This window comes from Actinomadura sp. 21ATH (genome assembly GCF_041951345.1).
Classification (GTDB): domain Bacteria; phylum Actinomycetota; class Actinomycetes; order Streptosporangiales; family Streptosporangiaceae; genus Spirillospora.
In genome coordinates this window covers 1-26,834 of sequence record NZ_JBGNUR010000012.1, presented here as the reverse complement: position 1 = coordinate 26,834, position 26,834 = coordinate 1, and the positions used below count along the sequence as shown (strand labels likewise).

29 protein-coding genes and 1 pseudogene are annotated in these 26,834 nt (G+C 71.0%); 13 read left to right on the top strand and 17 right to left on the bottom strand.

Annotation, left to right across the window (positions count from 1 at the left end; all coding sequences use genetic code 11):
* Positions 1–19: 19 nt before the first annotated feature.
* The 5 genes from clpB to dnaK all read right to left on the bottom strand — a co-directional run bounded on the left by clpB (position 20) and on the right by dnaK (position 6,919).
* A complete protein-coding gene (gene clpB / locus ACA361_RS28770; protein WP_375016993.1) occupies positions 20–2,626 on the bottom strand; it encodes an ATP-dependent chaperone ClpB in 2,607 nt (868 codons plus the stop codon).
* Positions 2,627–2,649: 23 nt separating this feature from the next.
* The gene (locus tag ACA361_RS28765) at positions 2,650–3,102 is read right to left on the bottom strand and encodes a heat shock protein transcriptional repressor HspR (RefSeq protein WP_375016990.1); all 453 of its coding nucleotides are present in this window, start codon (positions 3,100–3,102) and stop codon (positions 2,650–2,652) included.
* 7 nt (positions 3,103–3,109) lie between these two features.
* Positions 3,110–4,285 (bottom strand): molecular chaperone DnaJ, encoded by a 1,176-nt coding sequence (gene dnaJ / locus ACA361_RS28760; protein ID WP_375016988.1) that lies wholly within the window; start codon positions 4,283–4,285, stop codon positions 3,110–3,112.
* 118 nt (positions 4,286–4,403) lie between these two features.
* Entirely contained in the window at positions 4,404–5,051 is a 648-nt protein-coding gene (grpE, locus tag ACA361_RS28755) for a nucleotide exchange factor GrpE (protein ID WP_375016985.1), read from the bottom strand.
* Positions 5,048–6,919 (bottom strand): molecular chaperone DnaK, encoded by a 1,872-nt coding sequence (gene dnaK / locus ACA361_RS28750; protein WP_375016983.1) that lies wholly within the window; start codon positions 6,917–6,919, stop codon positions 5,048–5,050. Before dnaK ends, grpE begins: the two co-directional genes overlap by 4 nt.
* 282 nt (positions 6,920–7,201) lie before the next feature.
* Between dnaK and ACA361_RS28745 the strand changes: the two genes are divergently transcribed.
* On the top strand, positions 7,202–7,807 hold the full coding sequence (locus ACA361_RS28745; protein ID WP_375016981.1) for an RNA polymerase sigma factor: 606 nt from the start codon (positions 7,202–7,204) through the stop codon (positions 7,805–7,807).
* Positions 7,804–8,985 carry a hypothetical protein gene (locus ACA361_RS28740; protein WP_375016978.1) on the top strand — a complete coding sequence of 394 codons (1,182 nt, stop codon included), beginning with the start codon at positions 7,804–7,806 and terminating at the stop codon, positions 8,983–8,985. The genes ACA361_RS28745 and ACA361_RS28740 overlap by 4 nt, the downstream gene beginning before the upstream one ends.
* A 39-nt stretch (positions 8,986–9,024) precedes the next feature.
* On the opposite strand, the gene ACA361_RS28735 is transcribed toward ACA361_RS28740, so the two are convergent.
* Positions 9,025–9,390: a hypothetical protein gene (locus ACA361_RS28735; RefSeq protein WP_375016975.1), complete on the bottom strand. Its 366-nt coding sequence runs from the start codon at positions 9,388–9,390 to the stop codon at positions 9,025–9,027.
* Positions 9,387–9,683 (bottom strand): hypothetical protein, encoded by a 297-nt coding sequence (locus tag ACA361_RS28730; protein WP_375016973.1) that lies wholly within the window; start codon positions 9,681–9,683, stop codon positions 9,387–9,389. Before ACA361_RS28730 ends, ACA361_RS28735 begins: the two co-directional genes overlap by 4 nt.
* 333 nt (positions 9,684–10,016) lie before the next feature.
* On the opposite strand from ACA361_RS28730, the gene ACA361_RS28725 reads away from it, so the two are divergent.
* From ACA361_RS28725 to ACA361_RS28705, 5 genes and pseudogenes are all read left to right on the top strand, one after another.
* A complete protein-coding gene (locus ACA361_RS28725; RefSeq protein WP_375016969.1) occupies positions 10,017–10,388 on the top strand; it encodes a hypothetical protein in 372 nt (123 codons plus the stop codon).
* A complete protein-coding gene (locus tag ACA361_RS28720; RefSeq protein WP_375016968.1) occupies positions 10,385–10,813 on the top strand; it encodes a MerR family transcriptional regulator in 429 nt (142 codons plus the stop codon). The genes ACA361_RS28725 and ACA361_RS28720 overlap by 4 nt, the downstream gene beginning before the upstream one ends.
* A gap of 187 nt (positions 10,814–11,000) precedes the next feature.
* Positions 11,001–12,338: a hypothetical protein gene (locus tag ACA361_RS28715; RefSeq protein WP_375016966.1), complete on the top strand. Its 1,338-nt coding sequence runs from the start codon at positions 11,001–11,003 to the stop codon at positions 12,336–12,338.
* 79 nt (positions 12,339–12,417) lie between these two features.
* Positions 12,418–12,654, top strand: a pseudogene (locus ACA361_RS28710) (YrhB domain-containing protein); the annotation flags it as partial.
* Positions 12,655–12,705: 51 nt separating this feature from the next.
* Positions 12,706–12,933 carry a hypothetical protein gene (locus ACA361_RS28705; RefSeq protein ID WP_375016963.1) on the top strand — a complete coding sequence of 76 codons (228 nt, stop codon included), beginning with the start codon at positions 12,706–12,708 and terminating at the stop codon, positions 12,931–12,933.
* 332 nt (positions 12,934–13,265) lie between these two features.
* On the opposite strand, the gene ACA361_RS28700 is transcribed toward ACA361_RS28705, so the two are convergent.
* Complete coding sequence (locus ACA361_RS28700) at positions 13,266–14,189, bottom strand: RNA polymerase sigma-70 factor (protein WP_375016960.1); 924 nt, start codon at positions 14,187–14,189, stop codon at positions 13,266–13,268.
* Positions 14,190–14,411: 222 nt separating this feature from the next.
* Between ACA361_RS28700 and ACA361_RS28695 the strand changes: the two genes are divergently transcribed.
* Complete coding sequence (locus ACA361_RS28695; protein ID WP_375016958.1) at positions 14,412–14,561, top strand: hypothetical protein; 150 nt, start codon at positions 14,412–14,414, stop codon at positions 14,559–14,561.
* Between the two features lie 132 nt (positions 14,562–14,693).
* Complete coding sequence (locus ACA361_RS28690) at positions 14,694–15,077, top strand: DoxX family protein (RefSeq protein ID WP_375016956.1); 384 nt, start codon at positions 14,694–14,696, stop codon at positions 15,075–15,077.
* Positions 15,078–15,222: 145 nt separating this feature from the next.
* Here the strand turns inward: ACA361_RS28690 and ACA361_RS28685 are convergent, their stop codons facing one another.
* The 3 genes from ACA361_RS28685 to ACA361_RS28675 all read right to left on the bottom strand — a co-directional run bounded on the left by ACA361_RS28685 (position 15,223) and on the right by ACA361_RS28675 (position 18,358).
* Positions 15,223–15,759, bottom strand: coding sequence for a hypothetical protein (locus ACA361_RS28685; RefSeq protein ID WP_375016955.1), 537 nt, complete (start codon positions 15,757–15,759; stop codon positions 15,223–15,225).
* 62 nt (positions 15,760–15,821) lie between these two features.
* Entirely contained in the window at positions 15,822–16,415 is a 594-nt protein-coding gene (locus ACA361_RS28680; RefSeq protein WP_375016952.1) for a hypothetical protein, read from the bottom strand.
* A gap of 461 nt (positions 16,416–16,876) precedes the next feature.
* Entirely contained in the window at positions 16,877–18,358 is a 1,482-nt protein-coding gene (locus tag ACA361_RS28675) for an MFS transporter (protein WP_375016950.1), read from the bottom strand.
* Between the two features lie 190 nt (positions 18,359–18,548).
* On the opposite strand from ACA361_RS28675, the gene ACA361_RS28670 reads away from it, so the two are divergent.
* Together ACA361_RS28670 and ACA361_RS28665 are read left to right on the top strand one after the other, a co-directional pair.
* A complete protein-coding gene (locus ACA361_RS28670; RefSeq protein WP_375016948.1) occupies positions 18,549–19,148 on the top strand; it encodes a helix-turn-helix domain-containing protein in 600 nt (199 codons plus the stop codon).
* Between the two features lie 71 nt (positions 19,149–19,219).
* Positions 19,220–19,696 carry a nuclear transport factor 2 family protein gene (locus ACA361_RS28665; protein WP_375016947.1) on the top strand — a complete coding sequence of 159 codons (477 nt, stop codon included), beginning with the start codon at positions 19,220–19,222 and terminating at the stop codon, positions 19,694–19,696.
* Here ACA361_RS28665 and ACA361_RS28660 read toward each other — a convergent pair.
* Positions 19,651–20,025 (bottom strand): hypothetical protein, encoded by a 375-nt coding sequence (locus tag ACA361_RS28660; protein ID WP_375016945.1) that lies wholly within the window; start codon positions 20,023–20,025, stop codon positions 19,651–19,653. The genes ACA361_RS28665 and ACA361_RS28660 overlap by 46 nt on opposite strands.
* Positions 20,026–20,369: 344 nt before the next feature.
* Here ACA361_RS28660 and ACA361_RS28655 point away from each other — a divergent pair, with 344 nt between their 5' ends.
* The gene (locus ACA361_RS28655; protein WP_375016942.1) at positions 20,370–21,203 is read left to right on the top strand and encodes a hypothetical protein; all 834 of its coding nucleotides are present in this window, start codon (positions 20,370–20,372) and stop codon (positions 21,201–21,203) included.
* Positions 21,204–21,235: 32 nt separating this feature from the next.
* Here the strand turns inward: ACA361_RS28655 and ACA361_RS28650 are convergent, their stop codons facing one another.
* The 3 genes from ACA361_RS28650 to ACA361_RS28640 form a co-directional block, all read right to left on the bottom strand.
* On the bottom strand, positions 21,236–22,459 hold the full coding sequence (locus ACA361_RS28650; protein ID WP_375016940.1) for a winged helix DNA-binding domain-containing protein: 1,224 nt from the start codon (positions 22,457–22,459) through the stop codon (positions 21,236–21,238).
* Positions 22,460–22,558: 99 nt separating this feature from the next.
* Entirely contained in the window at positions 22,559–23,173 is a 615-nt protein-coding gene (locus ACA361_RS28645) for a hypothetical protein (RefSeq protein ID WP_375016938.1), read from the bottom strand.
* The gene (locus ACA361_RS28640) at positions 23,170–23,427 is read right to left on the bottom strand and encodes a hypothetical protein (RefSeq protein WP_375016937.1); all 258 of its coding nucleotides are present in this window, start codon (positions 23,425–23,427) and stop codon (positions 23,170–23,172) included. Before ACA361_RS28640 ends, ACA361_RS28645 begins: the two co-directional genes overlap by 4 nt.
* Before the next feature lie 556 nt (positions 23,428–23,983).
* Between ACA361_RS28640 and ACA361_RS28635 the strand changes: the two genes are divergently transcribed.
* Entirely contained in the window at positions 23,984–24,967 is a 984-nt protein-coding gene (locus ACA361_RS28635; RefSeq protein ID WP_375016935.1) for a hypothetical protein, read from the top strand.
* Positions 24,968–25,149: 182 nt separating this feature from the next.
* Here ACA361_RS28635 and ACA361_RS28630 read toward each other — a convergent pair whose 3' ends face one another.
* Together ACA361_RS28630 and ACA361_RS28625 are read right to left on the bottom strand one after the other, a co-directional pair.
* Positions 25,150–25,923: an ABC transporter permease gene (locus ACA361_RS28630; protein WP_375016933.1), complete on the bottom strand. Its 774-nt coding sequence runs from the start codon at positions 25,921–25,923 to the stop codon at positions 25,150–25,152.
* Positions 25,920–26,834 (bottom strand): ATP-binding cassette domain-containing protein (locus ACA361_RS28625; RefSeq protein ID WP_375016931.1); only part of this gene is annotated, 915 nt, incomplete at its 5' end. The genes ACA361_RS28625 and ACA361_RS28630, both read right to left, overlap by 4 nt.

The following is a 26,834-nucleotide window of genomic DNA, read 5'->3' as shown; positions in this document are numbered from 1 at the left end:
GGCCCCCGGGCTCGGGGAGCTAGGACTTCGTGAGGGTGAGGCCGCCGGCCGGGGCGACCGTGAGGGCGTCGGCGGCCTCGTCGAGGTCCACCACCACCTCGTCCCCGTCGCGGACCTCGCCGGCGAGCAGCTCGCGGGCCAGCTGGTCGCCGATGGCCGTCTGCACGAGGCGGCGCAGCGGCCGCGCGCCGTACAGCGGGTCGTAGCCGGTCAAGGCCAGCCACTCGCGGGCCGCGTCGGTCACCGTGAGGGTGAGCTGGCGGTCCGCGAGGCGGGAGGCGAGCCGCTCCACCTGAAGATCGACGATCCGGGTCAGCTCCCGCGTCGACAGCGCGTCGAACAGGATCACGTCGTCCAGCCGGTTGAGGAACTCCGGCTTGAACGCGGCGCGCACCGCGGTCATGACGGCGTCCCGCTTCGCCCCGTTCTCCAGCGTCGGGTCGACGAGGAACTGCGACCCCAGGTTCGACGTCATGATCAGGATGGTGTTGCGGAAGTCGACCGTACGGCCCTGGCCGTCGGTCAGCCGGCCGTCGTCGAGGACCTGGAGCAGGATGTCGAAGACCTCGGGGTGGGCCTTCTCCACCTCGTCCAGCAGGACCGCGCTGTACGGGCGGCGCCGCACGGCCTCGGTGAGCTGGCCGCCCTCCTCGTAGCCGACGTATCCGGGCGGGGCGCCGACGAGGCGGGCCACCGAGTGCTTCTCGGAGTACTCGCTCATGTCGATCCGGGTGATCGCCCGCTCGTCGTCGAACAGGAACTCCGCCAGCGCCTTGGCCAGCTCGGTCTTGCCGACGCCGGTCGGGCCGAGGAACAGGAACGAGCCGATCGGCCGGTCCGGGTCGGAGATGCCGGCGCGGGCGCGGCGGACCGCGTCCGACACGGTGCGGACGGCGGCCTCCTGGCCGATCAGCCGCTGCCCCAGCTCGTCCTCCATGCGCAGCAGCTTGGCCGTCTCGCCTTCGAGGAGACGGCCGGCGGGGATGCCGGTCCAGGACGCGACCACGTCGGCGACGTCGTCCGGCCCGACCTCCTCCTTGACCATCGCGTCGCGGTTCTCGTCGTCGGCCTGCTCGGACGCCTCCTGGAGCTGCTTCTCCAGCGCCGGGATCTCGCCGTACGACAGCCGCGCCGAGGTCTCCAGGTCGCCGTCGCGCTGGGCGCGCTCGGCCTCGCCGCGGAGCTGGTCGATGCGCTCCTTGATCTCACCGACCCGGTTGAGCCCGGCCTTCTCCCGCTCCCACCGCCCGACCAGGGCGTTCAGCTGCTCCTGGCGGTCGGCGAGGTCGCGGCGGAGGCGTTCGAGGCGCTGCTTGGACGCCTCGTCGGTCTCCTTGCCGATCGCCATCTCCTCCATCTTGAGGCGGTCGACGGAGCGCTGCAGCTCGTCGATCTCCACCGGACGGGAGTCGATCTCCATGCGCAGCCGGGACGCCGACTCGTCGACCAGGTCGATCGCCTTGTCGGGCAGGAAGCGCGAGGTGATGTAGCGGTCGGACAGGGTCGCGGCGGCGACCAGGGCGGAGTCGTTGATCTGCACCTTGTGGTGCGCCTCGTACCGGCCCTTGAGCCCGCGCAGGATCGCGATCGTGTCCTCGACCGTCGGCTCGCCGACCATGACCTGCTGGAACCGGCGCTCCAGGGCCGGGTCCTTCTCGATCCGCTCGCGGTACTCGTCCAGCGTCGTCGCGCCGATCATGCGCAGCTCGCCGCGCGCCAGCATCGGCTTCAGCATGTTGCCGGCGTCCATCGCGCCCTCGGCCGCGCCCGCCCCGACGACGGTGTGCAGCTCGTCGATGAACGTGACGATCTGCCCGTTGCTCTCCTTGATCTCGTTCAGGACGGCCTTGAGCCGCTCCTCGAACTCGCCCCGGTACTTGGCGCCCGCGACCATCGCGCTGAGGTCCAGCGACACCAGCCGCTTGCCGCGCAGCGACTCGGGCACGTCACCCGCGATGATGCGCTGCGCCAGGCCCTCGACGACGGCGGTCTTGCCGACGCCGGGCTCGCCGATCAGCACCGGGTTGTTCTTGGTACGGCGCGACAGCACCTGCACCACGCGGCGGATCTCCGCGTCCCGGCCGATCACCGGGTCGAGCCGCCCGTCGCGGGCGGCGGCGGTGAGGTCGACGCCGTACTTCTCCAGCGACTGGTACGTGTCCTCGGGGTTCTCGCTGGTCACGCGCGCGTGCCCGCGGACCTTCTCGAACGCCTCCAGCAGCGCCTGCGGGGTCGCGCCGAACTCCTTCAGCAGCCCCGCGGCCGGCCCCCCGTCGGCGGCCAGGCCGACGAGCAGGTGCTCGGTCGAGACGTACTCGTCCTCCAGCTGCTTCGCGCGGTTGGCCGCCGTGTTCACCGCGACGATCGTCTGCCGCGCCATCTGCGGCGACGAGACGGTCGAGCCGGCCGCCTTCGGCATGTTCGCCAGCTGCTCCTCGGCGCGGCGCCGCAGCGCCTGCCAGTCGGCGCCGACCGCCTCCAGCAGCGGTACGGCCGTCCCCTCCGGCTGGCTTATGAGCGCCACCAGCAGGTGCTGGGGCTCCACCTGGGGGTGTCCCTCGGCCGCGGCCCGGCGGATCGCGACCGACACCGCCTCCTGGCTCTTCTGCGTGAGCTTGTAATCCATGTCCGTCTTCCCCGTCCCCCGCGTCAGTCCCTCTTGCGGTCGCGTTCCTGCCACACCACGACGCTGGTGTGGCGGATCGGCACCAGATCGCCGCCCGGTGCGCCACCGGCGTCGCCGCGCCGCCGCTGCTGCGCCAGGCGTGCCGCGACGGCACGGGTGGACTCGAGTTCGTTCGCCAGGTCCTCCAGAGCCGCGTGCGCCTTCGCCAGCTCCTCGCGGAGCATGACGTTGTCGCGCTGAAGCTCGAGGATGTGCTTGATGCCCGACAGGTTGATGCCCTCCTCCTGCGAGAGCCGCTGGATCTCGCGGAGCTGGACGATGTCGCGCATGGAGTAGCGGCGGCCCCGCCCGGCCGTGCGGCCGGGCGAGACCAGCCCCAGCCGGTCGTAGGTCCGCAGCGTCTGCGGATGCAGGCCGGACAGCTGGGCGGCCACCGAGATCACGTAGACCGGCGTGTCGTCGCCGAACGGATCCATGGCTCGATCACTCCTCCCGGGCCTGCTGGAGCAGCTCGCCGCGCAGGTCCTCGCCGGACCCGGAGTCGCGGAGCCGCTCCAGGGCCTCCCGCGTCTGGTCGTCGAGCTTCTGCGGCACCTGGACGTCCACCGTCACCAGCAGGTCGCCCTTGGTGCCGTCGCGCCGGGTCGCGCCCCGGCCGCGGACGCGGAACGTCCGGCCGTTCGGCGTGCCCTCCGGCAGCCGCAGCGTCACCGGCTGGCCCTGGAAGGTCGGCACCCGGATCTCGGCGCCCAGCGCCGCCTCCGGGAACGTCACCGGCACCGACATCGTCAGGTTGTCGCCACTCCGGCCGAACACCTTGTGCGGCCGGACCTTGATGTTCACGTAGAGGTCGCCGGCCGGGCCGCCGTTCTCGCCCGGCGCGCCCTTGCCCTTCAGCCGGATCTTCTGGCCGTCGGCCACGCCCGCCGGGATCCGCGCCTGGATCGTCCGGGTGCCGGTCGCCCGGCCGCTGCCGTGGCAGGTCGGGCACGGATCGTCCACCACCAGGCCGCGGCCGCGGCACTCGCGGCACGGCTCCTGGAACCCGAAGCTGCCCAGGTTGCGGGTCTCGTGCCCGGTGCCCTCGCAGTTCGGGCACACCCGCGGCACGGTCCCGGCCTTGGCGCCGGTGCCGCGGCAGCTCGGGCAGCCGGCCTCGCTGGTCAGTTTCAGCGGTACGGTCACGCCGTTCAGCGCGCGGCCGAACGACAGCGTCACCTCGGTCTCGATGTCCTGCCCGCGGCGGCCCCGGCGCGCGCCGGCGGTCGTGCGGGTGCCCCCGCCGCCGCGGTTGAACAGCCCCCCGAACAGGTCCCCGAGCCGGTCGCCGGCGCCTCCCGCGCCGCCGCCCTGCTGGCCCTGCCCGAACAGGTCCCCCAGGTCGAAGCCGAAGCCCTCGCCCTGGCGGCCGCCGCGGAACCCGCCCGGCATCGACCGGACCGAGTCGTACTCCTTGCGGCGCTTCTCGTCCGACAGGACGTCGTACGCCTCGGAGACCTCCTTGAAACGGTCCTCCGCGTCGGTGTCGCCCTTGTTGGCGTCCGGGTGGTACTTGCGGGCCAGCTTCCGGTAGGACTTCTTGATCTCGTCCTGGGAGGCGTTCTTCGCGACACCGAGGACCTTGTAGTAGTCCTTCTCCAGGTAGTCCTTGGTGCTCACGGCGCCCCGCTCTCCCTCTTCTCGTGCCCTGCGTCAAGTCGTTCGTGCCCGGGACGGCCCGGCCTAGGCCGGGCCGTCCCGGATGTCGCCGATTTTCGAGTCGAGATTCGAATCCGGATCAGGACTCGGCGGCCGGGGCGTCGCCGCCGGCCTCGGGCTCGGCCACCGCGACCCGAGCGGGACGCAGCACCCGCTCACCGATCCGGTAGCCGGGCTGGAGGACGTCCGCGACGCTGGTCTCGGTGACGTCCGGCGAGTACGCGTGCATCAGCGCCTCGTGCACGGTCGGGTCGAAGGGCTCGCCCTTCTCGCCGTACCGCTCCAGGCCGAGCTTGCCGGTCACCGCCTCCAGCGCCTCGGCGACCGACTTGAACCCGCCGACCAGCTCCTCGTGGTCGCGGGCCCGGCCGATGTCGTCCAGGACCGGAAGCAGCTCGTTCAGTACGTTGGCCAGGGCCTGCTCGCGGACCGCGACCCGGTCCCGCTCGACCCGGCGGCGGTAGTTGTCGTACTCCGCCTTGAGCCGCTGGAGATCCAGGGTGCGCTCGTCGAGCTGGGCCTGGAGCGCGGCGGCCTCGGCGCTCGCCTCGGCCGCCGGGGCGCCGGCCGGCGCACCGCCCTGCCCGGGGCCGGGCGGCGGGGCCGGGGCGGCCGGCGTCTCCGCCGGCTCCCGGACCGCGCCCGTCTCGGGGTCGATGCGCCGCTTGTCGCGGATCACCGGGCCCTCGCGCTCCTCGCCCTCGCCCTTGTTGGGAGGGGTCGTCACGCGGCACCGCCCTTCTTGTCCTTGTCGTCGTCCACGATCTCGGCGTCGACGACCTCGTCGTCGTCCTGCGCGGTGTCGCCGCCCTGGGCGTCGGCCGTCGGGCCGGCGTCGCCGGCCTGCGCGCCGGCCTCGGGGTTCTGGGCGTACATCGCGGCGCCCATCTTCTGGCTGACCTGGGCCAGCTTCTCGGCGCTGGTGCGGATCGCGTCGACGTCGGTGCCCTCGAGGTTCTTCTTGACCTCGGCGACGGCCTCCTCGACCTCGGTCTTGAGCTCGGCGGGGACCTTCTCGTCGTTCTCGCGCAGGAACTTCTCGGTGGAGTAGGCGAGGGTGTCGGCCTGGTTGCGGACCTCGGCCTCCTCCTTGCGGCGGCGGTCCTCCTCGGCGTACTCCTCGGCCTCGCGCATCATCTTGTCGATGTCGTCCTTCGGCAGCGCAGAGCCGCCGGTGATGACCATCGACTGCTCGCGGCCGGTGCCCTGGTCCTTCGCGGAGACGTTGACGATGCCGTTGGCGTCGATGTCGAACGTCACCTCGATCTGCGGGACGCCGCGCGGCGCCGGGGGCAGGCCGGTGAGCTGGAAGGTGCCGAGCTTCTTGTTGTACGCGGCGATCTCGCGCTCGCCCTGGAAGACCTGGATCTCCACCGACGGCTGGTTGTCGTCGGCCGTGGTGAAGGTCTCCGAGCGCTTGGTCGGGATCGTGGTGTTCCGCTCGATGATCTTGGTGAAGATGCCGCCCTTGGTCTCGATGCCCAGGCTGAGCGGGGTGACGTCCAGCAGCAGGACGTCCTTGACCTCGCCCTTGAGGACACCGGCCTGGAGGCTGGCGCCGATCGCGACGACCTCGTCGGGGTTGACGCCCTTGTTGGGCTCCTTGCCGCCGGTCAGCTCCTTGACCATCTCGCTGACGGCGGGCATCCGGGTGGAGCCGCCGACCAGGACCACCTGGTTGATGTCGGACAGCTTGATGTTGGCGTCCTTGAGGACCTGCTGGAACGGCGCCTTGGTCCGCTCGAGCAGGTCGGCGGTCATCCGCTGGAACTCCGCCCGGGTCAGCTTCTCGTCCAGGTGCAGGGGGCCCTCGGCCGACGCGGTGATGTAGGGCAGGTTGATCTGCGTCTCGCTGGACGAGGACAGCTCGATCTTGGCCTTCTCCGCGGCCTCACGCAGCCGCTGCAGCGCCATCTTGTCCTTGGACAGGTCCACGCCGTTGGCGTTCTTGAACCGCTCCACCAGCCAGTCCACGACCTTGGAGTCCCAGTCGTCGCCGCCCAGGTGGTTGTCACCCGAGGTCGACTTGACCTCCACCACGCCGTCGCCGACCTCCAGCAGGGAGACGTCGAAGGTGCCGCCGCCCAGGTCGAACACCAGGATGGTGGCCTCGTTCTCCTTCTCCAGGTGGTAGGCCAGCGCGGCCGAGGTCGGCTCGTTGATGATGCGCAGCACGTTCAGGCCGGCGATCTGCCCGGCCTCCTTGGTGGCCTGCCGCTGGTGGTCGGAGAAGTAGGCCGGCACGGTGATCACCGCGTCGGTCACCTTCTCGCCCAGGTACGCCTCGGCGTCGCGCTTGAGCTTCTGCAGCACGAACGCGCTGATCTGCTGCGGCGTGAAGTCCTTGCCGTCGATCGAGGTCTTCCAGTCGGTGCCCATCTCACGCTTGACCGACCGGATCGTGCGGTCGACGTTGGTCACCGCCTGCCGCTTGGCGACCTCACCGACCAGCACCTCACCGTTCTTGGCGAACGCCACCACCGACGGCGTGGTCCGGGACCCCTCCGCGTTGGCGATCACGGTGGGCTCGCCGCCCTCCAGAATCGCGACGACCGAGTTGGTCGTCCCCAGGTCGATACCGACCGCACGTGCCATGATCTCTCGTCCTCCGTGGTGGTCTTGCTCTTCCGTATGAACGCCCGGCCGCACCCGCTCCCCCCACGGGGCGCGGCCCGGTCGAGTCTCTGTTCGCAAGGGTGCCTGGCGGCATCCTCACTGTCAAATCACTTGAGTCGAGCAGACTCAACTTTGCTGACGCTCTCTCCAACAGGACGGATGAGCCCCTTATTCCGGTTCCCCGGGACACGGCACGCGAAGGCAAATCATCGGTACGGATGAGTACCGGGTGACCGTCCTCCGCCACGAGAAGGACCTCGCATGAGACCAAGCCAAGCCCCGGGCGACGGCCCGCCGCCCGGGGACGCGGAGCTGATCGAGGGGTCGCGGCAGGAGCCCGAGCTGTTCACCGAGCTGTTCCACCGCTACTTCGACGAGATCCACGGCTATGCCGCGCGACGCCTCGGCACCGACGCCGCCGACGACATCGCCGCCGAGACGTTCCTGGCCGCGTTCCGCCGCCGGGACCGGTTCGACCCGGCGAAGGGCGCCGTACGGCCATGGCTGTACGGCATCGCCACCAACCTCGTCGGCCTGCACCGGCGCGCCGAACGCCGCCGCTACCGCGCGCTCGCCCGTACCCCGGCCGACGGTGTCGCGCAGGGCCACGAGGACCGCGTCACCGCCTGGGTGACCGCGGGCGGCGCCCGTGGGGACCTGGCCCGGGCGCTGGCCCGGCTGTCCCCCGGCGACCGCGACGTGCTGCTGCTGGTGGCGCTCGCCGACCTCACCTACGACGAGGTCGCCGCGGCCCTGGACCTCAAGAACGGAACGGTGGCCTCCCGGCTGAACCGGGCCCGCAGGAAGCTGCGCGAGGCGCTGGGCGGAGTCAACCCGATGCTGATCACCGAGGAGTCGACCGCATGAACGACATCGACATGGTCCGCGACCTGCTGCCCGAGCCGCCGGCGCCGTCCGAACGCGCGACCGGGGCCGCGTTCCGGGCACTGGAGGACGAGATCGCGGGACGCGGCGCGCGCCGTACACGGCGGAGGCTCCCGTTCGGCCGCCTGCAACTGGGCCTCACCGGCCTGGTCGCGGCGGGCGCCGCGGGCACCGTCGCCATCGCCACGCTGGGCGGCGGTGGGCCGGCGGAGCCGCGGCCGGGCGGCGGCGACGCCTCCGCGCGCTCGCTCCTGCTCGCCGCCGCCGAGCAGGCCGCCAAGGAGCCCGCCGGGCGCTACTGGCGCGTCCAGACGATCGACGGCCAGGCGTACCGTGTCGGCAAGGGCCCGGACGGCTACACCGTCCTCGGCTACCAGTCGCAGTGGGACCGGTGGACGGCCCGCTCCGCCGCCGACCCCGACGTCCTCTACGCCCGCGACCTGGGCGCCCGGCCGCTGACCATGGCCGACGCGGCGGCCTGGCGCAAGGCGGGCGCGCCGAGGACGATGCGCGTCTGGTCCAACGACCACTGGGCCACGCTCAGCACCGTTCCGGGCGAGACCTTCGGCGCGGGCCCGGGCGACTGGACGGCCGACCGCTCCACGCCCGCGGAGAAGAAGGAGGCCACCCGGAACCGCGACGCGTTCTGCCGCCGCCTGGAGAAGGACGGCGAGCCCGTACCGCCGGCGGACTGCCAGGCGCTCAAGCGGGCCCCCGGCGAGGCGCTGCGCCTGGCCGACGACCCGGCGAAGCTGGACGAGCAGCTCTTCCCCCCCAAGATCCGCGGAACGCGCAGCGCCGCGACCGACCTCATGTCCGGCTTCGACTTCCTCACCGCCCGCCCCGCCACCCCCGAGATCAGGGCCGCCGCCTTCCGCAGGCTCGCCGCCGTCGCGGGCGTCCGCACGATCGGCGAGGTCACCGACGACCGCGGCCGTACCGGGATCGGGCTGGCCGCCCGCGGCACCATGGCCGAGGGCAGCGGCACCGTGTTCGACTACCAGCTCATCCTGGAGCCCGGCACGTACAGGATCCTGGCCGGCCGCAAGGTCGTGGTGAAGGCGGGGGGCACGATGACCGGGATGCGCCCCGGCGACGTCCTCAACAGGGAACTCGTCCTCGGCGCCGGCTGGACGAACGAGTCCCCCCGGCACCCCTGAGCCCGTACGGCCCGGTCCGCGGCGGATCGGGCCGTCCGCTCACAGTCCCAGCATCCGCCGCAGAAGGGACCGCCGCCGGGGCGCCGTCCGCGCGCCGGGCCCTCGCGGCGGCCCCGGCGGCACGGGACGCCGCCTCGGCGGCGCCGGCCGCGGCCTCGGCGGCGCGGGCGCACGCGCGTACCGCGGAACGCCCCGCCACCGCGCGTCCTCCTCCAGGTAGCGCCCCAGCTCGGCGGACGACGCGGCCTCGATCAGCCGGTCGCGCCCGTAACGGTCCCGGACCATCGCCCACCAGGACCCGGTGTACTCGCCGCGCCACGCGCACACCCCCGGGAACCTGCGGGCCAGCTCCGCCACGACCCGTTCCGGATCCAGTTCCACCACGGCCCACGGCGCCGCGGTCATCGCCCGGCTCCGTGCGAGCGTTCGCCCAGGTACTCCAGGACGCGCAGCGCGGCGTCCGTGACGCGGTCGGCGGGGGCGATCGGCCAGCCCCATGACGTCCAGAACCACACCCGCCCGCCGTCCTCGGCCCGCGCCCGGCAGACGACGGTGTCCGCCACCACCGTGCAGCACCCGCGGACCTGCGGGTCGCTCACCCTCAGCCCGCCCGCGGCCCGCTCCACGGTGAAGCCGCACGCGGTCAGGAAATCGCCGAGCACTGCGAGCGGCCCGGCCTCGGTCGTACGATCGCCCATGGGTCCGACGCCTCCTGTCGGATCAAGGCCCCGGGCAAACGGTGCTGCAACACCGTCCGGGGCCGCTCTGTCTTCTGGGGCGAGCAGCGACGCCCGCCGTCACCCAGTGAAACGCCTCGGCGTCGCTGCGTCACCGTGATAGGAACGGATATCCGCGGATACGCAGCGCATCCGCGGATATCCGCGCCCGCACCCTGACCAGGAGATCGCCGGTACGGGAACCACGCTGCGCGCCAGGCGCAAGACCGGCGGCTACACCGTCACCGGACTCCTCGGCCCGACCGGAATCAGGGGTTGCATCCGGCACCGGGGTACAGGCTTACCGTCGAAGACATGGACCCACAGCAGGTACGCGACACCACCCAGGACGAGGATTGGGCACCGCAGGCGTGCACGCTGCCGACCGCCGAGAGACCGCTGCGGCTGGCGGCGTTCGACGCGCTGTTCGCCGAGGCGGTGACCGGGGTTCGACGCTCGGCGCCAGGCCAGGCGCGTCTGGAACTGCTGCCCGAACCGACAGTGGCAGGCATAGCGGCCGAACTGGCGGCCGCCGAGACCGGATGCTGCTCGTTCTTCACCTTCACCCTGACGGCCACCGGCGGCGCGCTGACCCTGGAGATCAGCGTCGACGAGCAGCACATCGAGGTCCTGGACGCGCTGGCCGCCCGCGCCACCGAGAAGAGCGCCACGAGGACGCGGCCGTGACCACCGGCGACCGGTTGCGCAGCGGGCAGGTCGCCGCAGCGGCCGGAGTGAACCAGCAGACGCTGCGCTACTACGAGCGGCGCGGCCTGCTGAACGAGCCGGACCGCACCCCCGGCGGGCACCGGCTGTACCCGGCCGAGGCGGTGACCCTGCTACGCGTGATCAAGACCGCGCAGCGACTCGGCTTCACCCTGGACGAGGTCGCCGAACTACTGGAGGCCGGCACCCACCGGCACGGGCACCCGGACACGGGCCTGCGGGAACGCGCCCGTACCAAGCTCACCGAGGTCGAAGCCAGGATCACCGACCTCCACCTCATAGCGGACACCCTCCGCCGAGCCCTCGCCGCCGGATGCGACGACCTGATCGCCTGCGCCGCCGAGGAAGACTGCCCGCTCCCGTTCACCGACCCGACCGCCGGATAAGCACGTACACACACGTATCCGCGAATATCCGCCCGCGCAACGAGCTGCCCCAGCGGCCAGCGACATCTACCCGCCGTCACCTCACGAAAGGCGCCCGCGACACACGGTCACCGTGATACGTACGGGTGAGCGCGGAAACGGCCTGCGTATCCGCGGATATCCGCAGATCACACGGAGGGTTGAGGCCGTGCCAGCCCGCGACGCCACCCGTACCGCCGCACTCCTGCGCGCCCGCCGCAACACCGGCGGCTACACCGTCACCGGCCTCGCCGAACGCCTCCGCGAAGTCGCCCCCGAGCGCATCAGGCGCGAACTCCCCAAGCCCCGCGACCTCGAACGCACCATCCGAGGCCACGAGGCCGCCGCCCACAACGTCGGCCCCCGCTACCGCCTCCTGTACGCCCTCGCGTACGGCACGACCGAGGACGAGCTTTTCGCCGCCCCCGAGTCAGAAGCACCCCATATGGGTAGCGTCCAGGAGACGGATCCTCCCCACGATCGGGACGAGATGGAGCGTCGACGCCTGCTGCAATTCGTCATCCTCAGCATGGGTGCCGGTGGGTTCGCCTCGCTGGGGGAGACGACGCGCCAGCTGTTGAACGCCACCCTGACCAGCGCACCGCGCGGCATTGACGACTGGCATCTCGCCTGCGCCGATCACCTACACGCCCTTCGTACGCGTCCGGCGCAGGAGGCTCGCGAAGACCTCGTCCTGGACCTCCTCAGCCTCCAGCGACAACTCCAGGCCCCGAACGACGAGGAGACCACAGAGCTGCTGCGAGTGCTGGCCGCCCTGTCGACCCTGCACGGCAACCTCCTGACCCGGCTGGGAGACCATGGCGCGGCGATCCGCTGGTGGCGTACGGCCCGTACAGCAGCCGACGCCACCGGAGATCTGGACCTGCACCTAATGGTCCGGCGCTCGGAAGCAGGCGCCGGTCTCTACGGGCAACGCGACCCGGCGACCGTGCTCCACCTCACCCGCCAGGTCCAGGAGATCTCGGGCAGTCGCCCGTCCCTCGGCGCGGCGCTCATCGCCGGAACGCAGGCCAAGGCACTCTCCCTCCTTGGCAGGCACGCCGAGGCCAAGCAGGTCTTGCGCGGATTCGTGAACGCCGCGCCTGACAACTGGCCCTCAGATCTCATCCCCGCCTACTGGACCAGCGACCAGGTCCACTTCACGCAGAGCTGGGTTCACGCGGCCGTGGGCGAGGAGAAAGCCGCGGACACGGCGCGCGACCGGGTCTTGGCCCATCCCTTCCTCGACTACCAGTACACGGCGAATGTCCGGCTGCACGAGGCCCTGTGCACGGTCGTGAACGGCGGCGCCGACCGGGGGTCTCGCCAGGCCACCGCCATCCTTGACGGGCTGCCGCCCTCGTACCGCAGCCACATGATCACCGAGATCGGAAGGACCGTCCTCCGCGCCATTCCCGCCGAAATGAGCGAGCGCCCTGCCGTACGTGAGTTCGCCGAAGTCCTGACCAAGACGGCCCCCACTCCGCACACCTTGCCCGCAGCCTGACAAATCGGGTGGCGAACGGCATGGGACGCTGCCAGGATGAGCCGGTGATCGACCGAGAGGGCGCGATTCGCCTGGTCGAATCGGTGCTTCGCGAAGAAGAACGCAAGCGCGCCGACTTGGGACGGCCGCTGCCTATGGGCATCGTGGCCGTCGACGAACACCTCTCGGCTGGCTCGTCTACTGGCAATCGCAGACCTACATCCAAAGCCGCAAGAACCGCGACTTCCTTGTCGGCACCGGCCCGTACCTCGTCGACCGCCATGACGGCAGCGTCCATTCCATCCCGGGGGTCCACGTCATCAGCGGCGTCTGGGAGGAGGAGTACGAGGAGCGCGTCCGCCCGTCCGCCGCGGAACGGCAGGACGCGTTGCACGGCGTTCCTTTCAGCTCCGAGCTGCGGGAAGTGTGGGAGCGGGAAGGGCGGATCACCGCCGTCCGCCGGCTCCGGCGGCTCGCGCCCGGCCTCACCATCACCCAGGTCGACGACGATCTGCGCTCCTGGGTCGGCGAGGCCCGTCGTCGCGGCATGTCCTGGGACCGCATCGGTGAAGCACTCGGGATGCGCCGCCAATCGGCGTGGGAACGGTTCTCGTGACGCACCCAGAGCGCCGCCGGATACGGACGCAGTGACCGGCCACGTGTCACATGCCAACGCCCCACTTTCCGTGGAAGGCCGCCGTCGGCTCGTCGAACGCTGCCGGACCCGCCCCATCGCGCATGTCGCAGCAGGCGAACAGAGAAGTGTCCTCCTCCTGCCCTTCGGGTGACTGATACTCATCTGCACTACGACTGGGCGGCAAGGGCTGCTGTAACCGGGGTCGTGGTAATCGCAGAAAATCCACGAACTTGTCCATGGCCCGCGGTGATGGATGTGGCCGGGCCTCAGCGGTGACGCGGCGGAGAACCGTTCGCCCAGGTCGTTGGGCCTCAGCGGCTCAGCGCGATCTCCCGCTCCACACGCGACAGCTTCTCGGGATTGCGTACGAAGTAGAGCTCGGTGATTAGGCCGTCCTCGATCCGCATCGTCACGACACCGTCGATCTCTCCGTTGAGCCGCACGATCAGAGCCGGGCGGCCGTTGAGCGTCACCGGCTGGAACGACTCTTGGGCGCCGAGGGCGGCTGCGTGAGCGACCAGCAGGCGGGCCAGCTTGTCGATACCGACGACGGGTCGTGCCATGGCCTGGCGGATGCCGCCGCCGTCGCTCAGGGCGATGACGTCAGGCGCGAGGATGTCCAGTAGATCTTGCAGGTCGCCGGTCTGCACGGCGTGCTGGAAGGCGGCGAGCGCGGCCCGGGTCTCGGCTGCGGTGGCGGCCTCGCGGGGCCGACGGGCGGAGACGTGTTCGCGCGCCCGGTGGGCGATCTGGCGGACGGCGGGCAGGCTCTTGTCGACGGCATGGGCGATCTCGTCATACGGAAGCTCGAATACCTCGCGCAGCACGAAGACCGCTCGTTCGATCGGGGTGAGCGTCTCCAGTACCAGCAGCATGGCCATCGAGACGCAGTCGGCCAGCTCCACATCCTCGGCCACGTCTGGGGCGGTCAGCAGCGGCTCGGGCAGCCAGGGGCCGATATAGGTCTCCTTGCGACGGCTGAGCGTTCGCATCCGGTCCAGCGCCCGGCGGGAGGTGATGCGCACCAGGAACGCGCGCTGGTTCCGCACCGTGGCCAGATCGATCTGCGCCCACTGCAGCCAGGTCTCCTGCAGGACGTCCTCGGCGTCGGCGGCCGAGCCGAGCATCTCGTAGGCGACGGTGAACAGCAGGTTGCGGTGGGCGACGAACGCCTCAGTAGCGGGGTCTGGGCGGGCGCTGCCGCTCACGCCAGATCTTGCAGCGTGCTCTGCCACCGGTGGCTCCTCATCTCCTCACCCTCGCCCGTCCTTAAGGCGCCGCGCCCACCAGGGGTGTTGGCATCTCGGCAGACCGACCGGGGGACGAAACACGATCACATCACGGCGGGCCGTCGCTCGCAGCCTGCTTGTTGTTCACGTCACACCGCCTGCGCTGTCACATAGATCGCGGCATCGACGACTCGTGTGCGAACCAGCCACGACAGCAAGGAGCACACGATGGCTGCCCGCTTGAACCTCTTCGGTAATCCGACCGCAGGCAAGTCCCTGCAGCACATCATCGCGGCGGGCAGAACGCTGGCGGACTCGACGCTGCCGGCCGCGATGCGCGAGCTGGTGAGGCCGGCACCGATGACCCGGCTCAGGTAACGAGCAGGGGCCCGGCCGGATGCTGCCTGGCATCAACGGTACGGCGCAGCCCCCTCGCCCCGGCGGCAGAACTCGATCGCCGCTCCGGTTCTCCGGACCGGATTCACCTATGACCCCGCAAGGAGCAAACCCATGAACCTCGCCCTTTGGATCTGCGCCGGACTGTTGGCCGTTGTCCTGCTCATCGGTGGTGTCGGCAAGCTGATCGTGCCCAAGGAGAAGATGGCCGCCATGCGCGGTGCGGGATGGACCGCAGACGTCAGCGCCAGATTCCTCAAAACCATCGGGGCCATCGAGGTCCTGGGAGCGGTGGGTCTTGTCCTGCCCGCCGTGACCGACATCGCGCCGGTTCTGGTACCGATGGCCGCCGTCGGTACGGCGTTGCTGATGGTCGGCGCGATGGCCACGCACCTTCGCCGCGGTGAGGCCGTGTCAGCCGTGGGGAACCTGGTCTATCTCGCCCTGGCCGCCTTCGTGGCGTGGGGCCGCTTCGGCCCCGAGTCCTTCACAAGCTGATTCCGGGTGCCAGGCCCGATGTCGGGTCCCGTCGACGGCTGCGGATCACGACACGAGCAGCCATGATCGCCCACCTGCGTCTAGTACGGCGCTTGCCGTCATGCCGCGGGGGCAGGTGGGCGGGCTATGGCGGACGGCGGGTACCTCACGGCTCCATGTGGAGCGTGAACGGCGGGTCGGCCAGGTAGTCGCCCTCCCAGGCGAAGTGGTCCCCGTTCCGGATGATTCCGAAGCAGCCGACCACGGAGGAGGCGGTGAGGGTCGAACTGCCGGTGCCGTCGAGGCGCAGGACCGCGGTCCCGTTGTCGTAGGTCCCCGGAATCGAGCCGGTGAATGTGGCACCGCAGGCGGGCCCGTTGAGGTGCAGCGAGATGTTCTCCAGAACGACGTTGTTGACGTCGGGGTCCGCTGTCGGGGAGACGGCGGTGAGTTCCCAGGTGTAGGCCGCGTTCAGCGTGAACACCATGCCGATCGGGCCGCTGCAGCTGGTGGCTTCCTGCTCGTTCAGCAGGGCGAATCGCGGGTCGGGCCTGTTGATGAGGGAGCCGCCCATGTGGTGCTCCTCGCAGCCCAGCGTCATGTTCCTGGGGGATGTGAACGACACCGAGTACCCGCTGAACCAGACCGGGGTGCCATGGGGTTCGGAGATGATCCAGCCGACGGCCAAGGCGGGGTGTGCCATAAGGGAGAAGGCCCCCACGAGTGCGGTCAGCAGAATGGCGACCCGTCTCATGATGCACCGGCTCACTGGTAGCTGAGCGTGAACGGCGGGTCGGCCTCGTAGTCGGCCGTGATTCCGATGGAGGCGCCGTTCGTGATGATGCCCAGGCACCCCGACACGTTGGACGCGGTCAGGTACATGCCGTCACCCAGGCTCAGAATCGCTCCATTGTTGTAATAGACCCCCGGGATCGTGCCGGTGAACGTCGCGGAGCACCCGGGGCCGCTCATCTGCATGCCCAGATTAACCAGTTCGACATTGTTCTTATCGGGGTCGCTCGTCGTGGAAACGGCGTTGAGGTGTTCCTGGCCGCCCGCCGACACGGTGTACGTGAGGCCCAGCGGGCCGACGCAGTCGATGAATTCGTGGTAGGCGAGCTCGGCGAACTTCACCGGCGCCGGATCGGTCAGCATGCCGTGCATGGAGTGCTCGGCGCAGGTCATGAAGGCTCCCCCGCTCGAACCGAACGTGACTCCGAGCCCTCTGAACGTGACGGGCGTGCCGTGGGGTTCGGAGATCACCCAACCGGCGGCCGAGGCCGGCTGGATCGCGAGGGAGAGGGCGGCGGCGAGTGCGGTCAGCAGAATGGAAATGCGCCTGATGCTCGCTCGTACCATGCTTCGACCCCTTCCAGCGGCGGAAAGGCGCGACCCGGGCGAGAGGGTTCGCTCCATGCCTTTCTCGCGAAAGTACGTCGGTTCGGCGGAGCAAGCAAGAAGCGTTTTTGGAATTGTCACATCCGGAGCACCTTTTAGCGCCGGGTGCTAACGGTCTTAAGCGATGGGGCGACCCGCGGCAGGCCAGTGGGCCGTGGTGGGAGTGGTGATCGGGTGGGAGGGGGTCGTCTAGCCAGATACCGGTGCCGATCTCCAGTACGCGCATGCCGGGCTCGGCGTCCAGGGCGGCCAGCATCCGCGCCACGACGTTCGGGCGGCCGGCGGAGCTGGTGATGTCCCGGCCGGCCTGCCCGGGGCCGGCCGGGTTCCCGTCGTCCACCTGCGTGATGACGAACGCGTTGGCGCGGCACAGCCCCAGCCAGGCCGCCTCGTCGTCGTCCCGGCGCAGCGGGAGCAGGCGGTCACCGTCCTGGGTCCACACCGTGTCGGGAACGAACCGCTCCCGGGGCACGGCCAGGAACGCGTCGCGCCACGCCGGTGCCAGGTCTCCCGACTCGGTCAGCTCCTTCACGAGCCGGGCGGTCACCTACTTGCCGCCCTTCTCGTGCTTGCCGTCGCCTTCCTTCTTCTCCGTGTGCTTGCCCATCGGGTCCTGCTCCCATCGCGTCACGAGGCGGTGTGACCAAGTGAAGCGGAAGGGTTGCGAAGAGCCACCGTGATAGGCGCGGATGTGGCTGCGTATCCGCGGATATCCGCTGGGGGGCATGCCGGCGCCGGGAGAGTGCCCGGTCCAGCAGGATGGCCGGCACGACGGACACCGCCAGGGCGGCGCCGATCCAGGGGACGGAGACGATGCCCGCTCCGGCGTTCAGCGCGGCACCGGCGAGTGCCGGGACGATGCTGATGCCCAGCTGGAACGCCGAGACGGTGGTGGCTCCGGCCAGTGTCGGCGCGTTCGCCGCGATGGTGAAGACCCGTCCGTAGATGGCCGGGTTCAGCACGAATCCGGCGATACCGAGAAGCAGGACCAGCGGGACGACGGCCAGCGCGTGCCGGGCCAGCAGCGCGAGCAGGACGGAGCAGGCCGCGATCCCGAGCGTCCCGGCCAGCAGCGCGAGGGCGGGACGCCTGTCGGCGATCCTGCCTCCGACGAACAGGCCGGCGAAGGCGCCGGCGCCGAAGAGCGCCAGGATCGCGGGCACCCAGACACCCGGAATGCCGGTGATGTCCGTCAGGAACGCCGCGAGGTAGTTGAACGAGATCATGTAGGCGGCGGTGCTCAGGATCGTGGCCGCGTAGACGGCCCACAGCTGCGGCCGTTTCATGGTGCGCAGCTCGCGGCGGACGCTGGGCCTGGTGCCGGTGCCGGTCGCGGGCACCGCGAGACGGCTCAGGACCGCGCCCGCGGCGGTCAGCGCGACCACGCCCCAGAAGCCGCCCCGCCATCCGGTGAAGTAGCTCAGCAGCGCCCCGGCCGGCCCGCCGGCGACCATCGCCAGGCTGAGGCCGCTGACCACGACGCCGGAGGCGCGCGCGGTGCGGTCGGGGGTGACGAGGCTGATCGCGGTGACCGCCGCGACTGCCCAGTACCCCGCGTACGCCAGGCCGCAGATCAACCGGGTGGCCAGCAGCACCGGGTAGCTGTCGGTCAGCAGGCCGGCCGCCACGGAGGCGGCGAAGACGGCCTGCGTGGCCACCAGCGTGGTACGGCGCGGCCAGCGCAGCGTCAGGATGGCCAGGGGCGGGCCGCCGACGACGACGCCGATGGCGAACGCCGAGATCAGCGCGCCGGCGGAGGACAGGCCGATCCCCAGGTCGTCGGCGACCTCCGGCAGCACCCCGGCCAGCAGGAACTCCGCGCTGCCCATCGCGAACAGGCTGAACGCCAGCAGGTAGACGCCGAGCGGCAGCCGGCGAGCCGGCGGCGCGACGGCGGCGCTCACCGGACCTCACCCCGCGCCGGCACCAGCGCCGCGTTCAGCCCGGCGGCGCCCCCGCCGACCACCTCGGCGTCGTACTCCGCACCTGCCACATCGCTCATCGCGATCACCTCCGGCGCCGACGATGACCCGTCGGTCCCGGAGGCGACAACTCTTGTTGCCATTTCCGGGACGGACGCGGTGGGATGGGCCCATGGACCACTCTCCCGCGATCGGCGCCGCGCTCGCCGAGGTCGGCCCGCGCCTCAAGCGGCTGCGCACCCGGCGCGGCGTGACGCTGGCCGAACTCTCCGAGGCCACCGGAATCTCCAAGAGCACCCTGTCCCGGCTGGAATCGGGCCGGCGCCGCCCGAGCCTGGAACTGCTGCTGCCCATCTCGCAGGCGCACCAGGTCCCCCTCGACGAGCTGGTGGGCGCGCCCGAGGTCGGCGACCCCCGCGTCCGGCTGAAGCCCCGGCGCGTGAACGGCAACACGGTGCTCCCGCTCACCCGGCAGCCCGGCTCGATCCAGGCGTACAAGATGGTCCTGCCGCGCGAGCGGCACGAGCCGGACCTGTGCACCCACGAGGGCTACGAATGGCTGTACGTCCTGTCGGGACGCCTGCGCCTGATCCTGGCCGACCACGACCTGACCCTGGGCGCCGGCGAGGTCGCCGAGTTCGACACGCGGCTGCCGCACTGGTTCGGCACGACCGGCGAGGGGCCCGTGGAGGTCCTGAGCCTCTTCGGCCGCCAGGGCGAGCGCATGCACGTCCGCGCCCGGCCGGACCCCCGCCACGCGGTGACCACCTGAACCGCGGGCGCAACCGGCACCGCTCGGGCGGGGTTCCCGGGTCATCGATGAATCGTGGAGGGATGATGACCATGGAAGCTGCGGCGGAGCGGGCGACGGGCGCCGCGCGGGCGGACCGGCCGGATGACGCCTGGACGGTGATGCAGCGGTTCTACGAGGCCGAGGCGGCGTACGTGGCGGCCGGCGGGTACGGCAAGGCCGACTACGGGCGCGTCGCCGCCCATCTGGATCCCGAGGTCGTCCTGCACCAGGCCCCGGGGCTGCCGTTCACGGGGACGGGCACCTGGCGCGGCCACGCGGGCATGGAACGCTTCCTCGCCCGCTTCAGCGAAGTCTGGGAGTCGATGGAGTTCCTCGAACAGCGGCACTGGGGCGATGCCGAGACCGTGCTGGTGCGCAACCGGGTCCGCTTCCGCGCCCGCGCCACCGGCCGGGATGTCGAGACGCTGATCCTGCAGATGATCACTGTCAGGGACGGGCGCATGCTCGAATGCCGTCCCTTCTACTGGGACCCCGCCGCCGTGACCGAAGCCTGCGCGACCCGCTGATCCCGTCTGCCCGCGGGACGGCGGCGCAGGTAGTAGGCGCAGGTCAGGGCCAGCGTGATCGGTCCCCACAGGGCCAGCGGCGCGACGCACGCCTCCGCGAGCGTCTCCCACCAGACGTTCTCGTACGCGACGCCGCCGGTGACGCCGAACCAGCTGAGCACCATCGTCGCCGACACGGCGGTCAGGACGAGCCCGCCGATCGTGGCGGGGACGACGGCGGCCATCGGCGGGACGCGCCTGCCCCCGATGATCGGGAACCGGTCCGGTACGACCTCGCCCCAGCGGCTCACCAGGCCGATGCAGAGCAGCGCCAGCGTTTCCGAGAGCACGCTGAGCCCGAATACGTAAGGGATGGTCACCCACAAAGGCGCGAGCGATTCGCCCTGGACCTGTCCCATTTCGAAGTGGAAGGCGAAAGGGAGCCGCCACAGGCATGAAGGCAGCAGGAGGAGGGGGAGCGCGTACGCGGCGCGCAACGCCCAGCGCGGGACTGGCCGTTCCGTGCCGGTGTCGACCGGAATTCCATGGATCAGTTTGAGCGGCATGGCGCCAGCGTTCCGCACCGGCGGTAACCGCTGATCACCCGCTCAGGCGAACTTTCTCCCCCATCCGGTTGAGGCGGTATCGCGCTGATGCGCGGCCGTTGTCGGTGGGGTGTGCTTTCATGCCGTTCATGGACGGTGAGCGGTTGCTGGGCGCCGTGGCCAGGTGGATGGACATGGGTCCCGGTGCCCTGGCGTGCGATGAGCCCGGGCATCCGGGCGGGCATGCCTGCCTGCCGGTCTCCGTCGGCGTGGACGTGAACGGCCTGGTGAAGGCGCTCACCGAGCGGTACGCCGGCCCGTTCACGCATGCCCGCGGGCTGCCGCCGTTGCAGGTCGGGTGGACGCACTCCTGGGTGTGGGACGCGCGGTCGGTGGCACTGGGCGAGGGGCCCGATGGCCGGGTGGTCGTGGCCGTCACGGAACGGGACATACCGCGCCCGGACGAGCTGCCCGCGGACATGCCGTGGACGGACCGGCTGGTCGCGATCACTTCGTGGGCGGCGCCGCCGGGTCCCGTACCCGATTGGGCGGCGGTCGAGTCCCGCCTGGGCACGCCGCTGCCGAGCGACTACAAGCGGCTCGTCGAGACGTTCGGCTGCGACGGCCTGTTCGACGAGTTCTTCCAGGTCTTCACTCCGGAGGAGCTGATCTGGCATACCGAGTTCCACGCCGGCGACAAGTGGGCGCCGGGTGACGAGCATCCGCCCTTCCCCGCCCCGGGCGGGCTGATCCCCTGGTCGAACAACGAGCACCACGAGACGTTCTTCTGGATCACCGAAGGGCCCGATCCCGACGGGTGGCCGGTCTACGCCGTGGACAGCCTCGGCAAGGGGTTCCGATTCGGATGCACGGCGGCGGAGTTCCTCTTCCGCCAGCTGACCGATCCCGGGTTTCCCCTGACGACTACGGCGGACCACTTCCGCGGGCACTGGTTCGCGAGATTCGTCCGGCGGGAATCCTGACGCGCGCCGCCCGTTCGACCACCCGCGCGGGGTCAGCGTGCCGCGTCCCCGAACTCGACCTGCGCCGTTGACGCGCCGCGCAGCGCGGCAATGCGTTCGGCCTCCTCGCACAGCCGTTCGCGCGGCTTGGCGGTGAGCGCCCCGAACGTCTCGACCTTCAGCACGAGCTTCCGGCCGCTCTTGCGGGGCCGCCAGGTTCCGGCGATCCGGCCGTCGGCCAGCACCGTTCCGGGTGTGCCGGTGGCCTTCCAGACGGCCCGGTGGTGCTTCCTTTCGACGATGGTGTCCCTGTCGCGCAGCTGGGTGTAGGGGTCGCTCGGCGGCAGCAGCCGCACCCCGCGCGGCTCCGGCGCCGACTTCAGCGCGTCGAGGTCCCCGGTGAGGATCCACGCGCGGCCGCCGGCGAATCCGACGGGGGTGAGCTCGTCCTCCAGGGCGCTCCACCACGGGCCGACGTCGCCGGCGCGGACGCCGAGCCAGCCGGCGAAGCCCTCGCGGGTGGACGGCCCGTAGCAGTGCAGGTAGCGGCGCAGCAGGGCGGCGCGGGCATCGCGGGGATCGTCCCGCGGCGGCGGCCGGCCGAGCCACTCCTCCAGCAGGACGAACGGTGCCTTGTTCCCGCTGCGCGGCGCGAAGCAGACGGTGCCGCCGAGCGTCAGCATCCGGACGCAGAAGTGCGCGACCGCCTCGCCGACCGGGATGTTCGCACCGTACGGACCCGCCGCCCGCCAGGTCTCGCGTTGGGCGGGCGTCAGGCCGGCCGCGACGCGCTCGGCGAGTTCACGGCCGAGTTCGCCGATCGCCAGCCGCCGCCCGGACAGCACCGCCTCGATCTCCCCGGCGGTGCGGCCGACCGCCTCGTCCAGGCCCATCCCGAGGTCGTCCAGCGCCTGCTCGACGCCGTTGATCAGATGCAGCCGCCCGTCCTCGGTGGGCGGCAGGACGCCGGTGGTGAAGACCGGTGCGTCGGCGGCCGGGAAGAAGAACGGCGCCCCGCGCATGCACCAGCTCTGGAGCAGGCTCTTCTCCTCGCCGACGAGGCGGTCGAAGCGGTCCCGCGTCACATCCTCGACGCGGGCGTGCAGGGCGAGCAGCGCCGAACCGGGCGGGCTGTTCTGGACCCCGCACGCCCCCGCCGCCTCGAGCAGGTCATCGGCCGGCCGCCGCGTCACGAGATTGTGCGCACCCAGCCGGAACGCGATGACGTCGCCGGCCCGCACCTCCGCGGCAGTGCCGCCGTCGCTCTTGCGGGACACCGGTTCCCCCTCCCGTTTCGGCGGTGGTACCCGATGGTCGCCACCGCCAACGTCACACCGCACCGCCGTACGGCGTCAACACCCGTGCCCCGCGCCGGTTCAGTGCGTGGGCGGGGTCCAGATCCAGGCCCGCGCACGGGTCTCCTTGCAGGTGACGCGCTGGGAGGTGTACGCGGCCGGGTTGACGAGGCCGCCGCCTTCGACGGCGTCGGTGTAGAGCCGGTCCGACACGATCATGGCGAGGTCGGCGACGGCGCTGTCGGCCGCCTTCTTGAACGCCGGGGCGTCCAGGAGCCGGAACAGGTGGACCAGCGCGGGCCCGGCGACGCCGTGCTCGTCGCGGTGGATCTGACCGGCGTGGACGGCCAGGCGGAGCCGGAGCCGGGTGGCGGGGCCGGCGAGCCGGTTGTAGCGGCGCAGCACGACGGTCAGATGGTTGGCGAAGGGGTCCAGCAGGTGGTCCGCGGCGACATCGGGCGGGACGATGAACAGCGCGCCGTCGCCGCGGTCCTCGCGGTGGCAGTCGTACCAGGGCACCCGGGTGATCCGGCACGCCTCGGCGACCAGCCCGTACATCTCCTTGCGCAGGAGCAGCTGGGTGGGCGCGTCCCGGCGGGTCCCGAACCGGCAGATATCGACGGCCGCCAGGGTGGTGGTCGTCGGGCGGGGCAGGCGGGCCCACGCCGGGAGCTGCCCGGAGGTGTCGCGGCTCACGCGGAGGTCTCCTTCGACGCGGCGGGCTCGCTCCAGTACTCGATCAGCTCGGCCTCGGTCATGTCCGCCGGCGGGACGGCCGGGGCGGGGCGGCCGGTGTACAGCTGCCAGGTGGAGGTCAGCAGGAACAGCAGGAGGTCGTCATCGCTGAACCGGGTGGTCGCCGTGGGGACGGTGGGGGGACTGAGCACGGCGCGGTGCCGGCACGCGGGGCGGTGGCCGGGCCGGGCGGTGGCCGGTGTGTGCGAACGCATCGGATGAGGATCCTTCGAGTGATCGCCGAATGGGACGATCACCAGTACGCCAGAGCGGCCTGGAACCGGCCACCTCAAACGACCGTTCGGAAGCCATTGGAACACCGACAAATGTCGACATCCCGTCAATCGGACACTCGACCCATCAGGGACCGTTCATGGGCGAATTTAGTTCTAATACTGACGGGTTTGCGTCACCTGACTCAGAGATCGACACGATTTACTCCTGGAATGTTCCGAAGTGTTCCAGTTCGCTGTGACCAGGAGCTACCCGTCCCCGGAGCCCGACATTCCGCCCTGTCCAGAACTTCTAGACCTACCCGTCAATTACCGCACAAGGTCCCCGCCGTGGAATATGCTGCCCCGAATAAACGATCATCGACCCCGACCGCATGGGAGCCCGACAATGACGAGCCATCCCCAGTCGGCGAGTACGGCGCTGGACGAGTTCGTCCGCGATCTTGAACGGTTCAAGCACGCGTGCTGCGTCCCCAGCAATCGGGAGTTGGTGAAGAGATCCTCCGAAGTCAGGGAGCGCCACAAAGAGAAGATCAAAATGCTGCGGGTGGTGACCGCGGCGGTGCTCAGCGATGTGATGTCGCGCAAGCGGCAGGGCCCGCCGTCCTGGGGCTGGGTGGCCACCTACGTGCTGACATGCCTGGACTTCCTGGACGAGTCCGGCGCCACCCTCGACTTCGAGGGGCCGGCGGACCTGCAGGGCTGGTACGAGCACTGGAAGGCGATGCGGCACCGCCTTGACCGGGCACCGGCGTTCCCTGCCCCGGCCATGCCCCCGCCCGGCGCCGTACCGCCCGAAAGCGCCGCGGACCCGGCGGGAGAGAGCCGCCAGGACGGCCAGCACGCGGCTCCGGCCGACGGCCCCGTCTCCCCCGCCCCCGTGGCACCACCCGGACCACCGCCCGATCCGCCCCCGCCCGCGCTGACGACCCGGATCCTGCGGTGGCAGGACCTGCACGACGCCTCGCTGAAGGACTGGCTGCACCGGCTGCGCCACCAGCAGTCCATGGCGCACCGCCGCCTCTACGAGCTGTTCGGCCGGCACGGCGCCGACCTGCTGATCGCCGCCGAGGACGGCGGCCGCGAAGCCGCCTGCCGGCTGGGCATCCTGCTGCTGTGCCACGACCGCCCCAACGAAGCGCGGGCCTGGCTGAAGGCGGCGGCCGAGGACGGCGACGCTCCCGCCGACATCCTGCTCAACGCGGCCCCCAGCCGGCGCCGGGAGATGGCCGCCGAGCTGGCCTACGAGTTCACCCTGCCCGGCTACGCCCAGGACCGTCCCGACGAGGGCACCCCGACCGCCGCCGAGGTCTACTACCGGGCCGCGACCGCCGCGGGGCACATGGGCGCCACCGTCCGCCTCGGCCTGATCTTCGAAGCCCGCGGCGACCTCACCAGCGCCCTGCACACCTTCGCCCGGGCCGCCGCACGCTGCCACCCCGACGGCCTCCGCCACTTCGAACGCCTCAACGACCAGCTCACCCGGAGCCAGGACGACAGCCGTCCCGGTGACTCCCACTAGCACCAGCGGAAACCCACGTCACAGCGCGAGTGGCCACGATCTCGACGCGCTCATCGGGCCGCCGAGCGAGGACGTCGTCGCGTGGAACGACGGGGGCGGAAGCTCATCCGCGTACCGGGGTGGGAATGCGGTCGGGGCCGCCGGACCGGGTGGTCTGGCGGCCCTGTTCGGCCGGTTCATGGTCAGGACTTGTTGAAGGTGTGTTTGGCCCAGAGGTAGGACAGGATCGCGATGGCGGTGCACCAGGTGGTGGCGATGGTGGCGCTGTTGCCGATGGGGGTGCCGAGGGTGAGGCCGCGGATGGTTTCCATGATGGGGGTGAAGGGCTGGTAGTCGGCGAACCAGCGCAGGAGGGTGGGCATGTCGTCGGTGGGGACGAAGCCGCTGCCCAGGAAGGGCAGCAGGACCAGTGGCATGGGGGCGTTGCTGGCGGCTTCGGGGGTGGCGGAGTTGAGGCCCAGGGCGACCGATAGCCAGGTGATGGCGATGATGAACAGGGTGAGTAGTGCGGCGGCGGCCAGCCACTCGACCGGCGTGGCGTTGGGGCGGAATCCGATGGCGAAGGCGATGGCGATCAGGACGATGGTGCCGAGCCATTGCTGGAGGAGGCTGCCGATGACGTGGCCGGTCAGGACCGAGGCTCGGGAGATGCGCATGGTGCGGAAGCGGGCGATGATGCCTTCGGTCATGTCGGTGGCGACCATGACGGCGGTGCCGGTGGCGGCGGTGGCGGCGGCCATCAGCAGGATGCCGGGCAGGACGTAGTTGACGTAGGCGTCGCGGCCGCCGCCGATGCCGGCGCCGAGGGTGCCGCCCAGGACGTAGACGAACAGCAGCAGCAGGATGACCGGGGTGATGATGAGCTGGATGGTCATGGAGGGGTAGCGGATCAGGCGCTTGAGCTGGCGGCGGACCATGGTGGCCGAGTCGCGGGCCGGCAGGGTGAGGGTGCTCATCGGGTGGCCTCCTGCTGCTGGTTGGGGGTGTCGTGCTGGCTGGGGGTGCCGTGCTGGTCGGGGGTGTGGTTTTGGCCGGTGAGGGTGAGGAAGACGTCGTCGAGGTCGGGGGTGTGGATGGACAGGTGGGCGGGTTCGATGCCGGCGGCGTCGAGGCGGCTCAGCAGTTCGCGCAGGGCGGTGACGTCGCCGTCGGAGGGGACTTGGAGGGTGAGCCGGTCGTCGTCGGCGGGGTCGATGAGGCCGGTGCCGAGTGCGCCGAGCGCGTTGTGCAGGGTGGTGTCGTCGGTGAAGCGCAGGGAGACGTGGCCGCCGGGGATGAGGCGCTTGAGTTCGTCGGCGGTGCCTTCGGCGATGAGTGTGCCGTGGTCGAGCAGGGCGATGTGGTCGGCGAGCTGGTCGGCTTCTTCGAGGTATTGGGTGGTCAGGAAGATGGTGACGCCGCCGGCGACCAGTTCGCGGACGATCTGCCACATGGAGCGGCGGCTGCGGGGGTCCAGGCCGGTGGTGGGCTCGTCCAGGAAGATGATGCGCGGGTCGCCGACCAGCGTCATCGCCAGGTCGAGTCGGCGGGCCATGCCGCCGGAGTAGGTGGAGGCGGGCTTGCCGGCGGCCTCGGTCAGCTCGAAGCGCTCCAGCAGCTCGGTCGCCTTGCGGCGGCCGTCGGTGCGGGACAGGTGGTGCAGGTCGGCCATGAGCAGCAGGTTCTCCTGGCCGGTGAGCAGCTTGTCGACCGCCGAGTACTGGCCGGTGACGCCGATCGCGCCGCGGACGTCGTCGGGCTGGCGGTTCAGGTCGAACCCGGCCACCGTGACCTGGCCGCCGTCGGCGCGCATCAGCGTGGACAGGATCTGCACGGTGGTGGTCTTGCCGGCGCCGTTGGGGCCGAGCAGGGAGAAGATCGTTCCTTG